Source organism: Collinsella sp. TF08-11AT (genome assembly GCF_003437035.1).
GTDB lineage: Bacteria > Actinomycetota > Coriobacteriia > Coriobacteriales > Coriobacteriaceae > Collinsella.
This window is the reverse complement of record NZ_QSRL01000025.1, coordinates 1-2357: the sequence shown is the minus strand read 5'-3', so window position 1 is coordinate 2357 and position 2357 is coordinate 1. Positions and strand designations below refer to the sequence as shown.

Here is a 2357-nt window from a genome sequence, read left to right as displayed (position 1 = left end):
GGAACCGCACCTCGCGGCCCGCGGGACCCAGCGCTCATGCGCGCGGTCCGGGCACGAGGATGCCCCCGAGTCACCTCCCCTATGCGCCATGCGGCCCCCAGGGCACGTGTATGCGATACCGGACACCGTAACGGTGGGCGCCGCCCACCGGTCAGCGGCCAGAGCATGGGGGGCACGCCCGGTCCCGTTCCGAACCCGGAAGCTAAGCCCCATCGCGCCGAGAGTACTGCGGGGCCAGCCCGTGGGAGGCCAGGGCGCCGCTGACCGGTGGACGGCACCGAGCCGTCGGATGACTTGAAGAAGGGGGAGGCCTCGCGGCCTCCCCCTTCTTTGCGTTTACGGGCAACATTCCTTATGCAATTAAATCAATTTAATCTTCCACCGCTGAATATAGACGTTCACCGTTCTTTGGTCGGTTCTCTGTTCTCAATGGACTAATATTTGCTTTAGCGCACTGCTGCGCTTGTCCTGTTTTACACGGGTCGTTTTATTGATTGTGAAGGAAGGACTCACATGGCAGATGTTCATGAGCTGCTTGATACTTGGATTGCCAATGTCAAGGACGAGGAGCTCCTCGCTGAGCTTAACACGAAGAAGGAGCAGGGTGATGAGGACGCCATCACCGATGCTTTCTTCCAAGATCTCGCCTTCGGTACTGCCGGCCTTCGCGGCACTATCGGTGCGGGCACTAACCGTATGAATATCTATACGGTCGGTCGTGCGACCCAGGGATTCGCTGACTACCTCAATGCGACCTTCGAGCATCCAACGGTTGCCATCGCTCGCGATAGCCGCAATAAAGGTGAGCTGTTCGTTAAGACGACGGCTGCCATTCTTGCAGCAAACGGCGTGACTGCCCTCGTTTATCCCAAGATTTCTCCTGTGCCGACGCTCTCCTGGGCCGTCCGTGATCTTAAGTGCTCCGGTGGCATTTGCATGACCGCTAGTCATAACCCGGCACCGTATAACGGCTATAAGGCCTATGGCCCCGACGGCTGCCAGATCACCAGCGAGGCCGCCGATGCAATTTCTAAGGCTATCGCCGAGACCGATACGTTCACCGGTGTGAAGTCCATGGACTTCGATGAGGCTCTTGAGCAGGGCCTGGTCAAATGGATCGATGACTCGTGCCTCGAGCGTTATTACGACGCCGTTCTCGCTCGCGGCGTTACGAATCTTTCTGCCGAGGAGATTGCCGGCGCACCGCTCAAGCTTGTCTATACGCCGCTGAATGGTACCGGCCTCATTCCCGTCACCACGGTGCTCGAGCGCGCTGGCATCACTGATGTCACGGTTGTTCCCGAGCAGAAGGAACCTAACGGCGATTTCCCGACCTGCCCGTATCCTAACCCCGAGATCCGACAGGCCATGCAGAAGGGCATCGATCTCTGCGAGCAGGTTCACCCCGATCTGCTGCTTGCGACCGATCCCGACGCCGACCGTGTTGGCGTTGCCGTTAAGAATGGCGATGACTATCTGCTGCTGACCGGTAACGAGATGGGCGTCCTGTTGCTCGACTATATTTGCAAGACCCGTGCCGCCCGCGGCGAGGACCTCACTAAGAAGGTCGCGGTTACTACCATTGTTTCTTCCGCCATGGTCGATGCTCTGGCCGAGGAATATGGCTTTGAGCTCCGTCGCTGCCTGACGGGCTTCAAGTACATCGGTGACATCATTACCTCGCTTTCCGATGCCGGTGAAGTCGATCGCTTTATCTTCGGTTTTGAGGAGAGCTACGGTTATCTGGCTGGTGATCACGTGCGCGACAAGGACGCCGTGAGCACTTCGCTGCTGATTTGCCAGATGGCTCAGTATTACAAGCTGCAGGGTAAGAACCTCGCCGACGCGATGCACGAGCTGTACGAGAAGTATGGCTACTATCACAACAAGACGATTTCGCTGAGCTATCCGGGCGCTGAGGGTGCGGCAAAGATGGCCGGCATCATGGCTGGTCTGCGCGAGAACCCGCCCGCGGAGCTCGCCGGTTCCAAGATTGAGGCCGTCGTGGACTACAACACCTGCGTGAACGGCCTGCCGAAGGCTAATGTCATTGAGTTCGATCTCGAGGGTGGCAACAAGGGTATCGTCCGTCCTTCCGGCACCGAGCCCAAGATCAAGCTGTATATCTTTGCCAAGGGCGCGGATGCCGCCGAAGCTGATGCAGCACTTGACGCGATTGAAGAGTCCGGTCGCAAGCTGCTGGCATAAGGTATTTAAGAGTCTATTACTGTAGATAGGCGAAAGAGGGGATCTCGGAAACGAGGTCCCCTCTTATATTTACCCAGCCAGCCGAGAGTCCTTATATGTGTAGGAAATGTGTACGCCCAGATTCCCGCCCCCGGCGCCCCTCCGGTCTG

General features: G+C 58.0%; 1 protein-coding gene and 1 rRNA gene. Both read left to right on the top strand.

Translation table 11 applies throughout. The annotated features are described in order from the left end of the window. Positions 1-150: 150 nt before the first annotated feature. Positions 151-266: ribosomal RNA gene (rrf, locus tag DXC79_RS09870) — 5S ribosomal RNA — on the top strand. A 247-nt stretch (positions 267-513) separates the two neighbouring features. Next, positions 514-2208: a phospho-sugar mutase gene (locus DXC79_RS09865; RefSeq protein WP_117636063.1), complete on the top strand. Its 1695-nt coding sequence runs from the start codon at positions 514-516 to the stop codon at positions 2206-2208. The last annotated feature ends 149 nt before the right edge of the window (positions 2209-2357 follow it).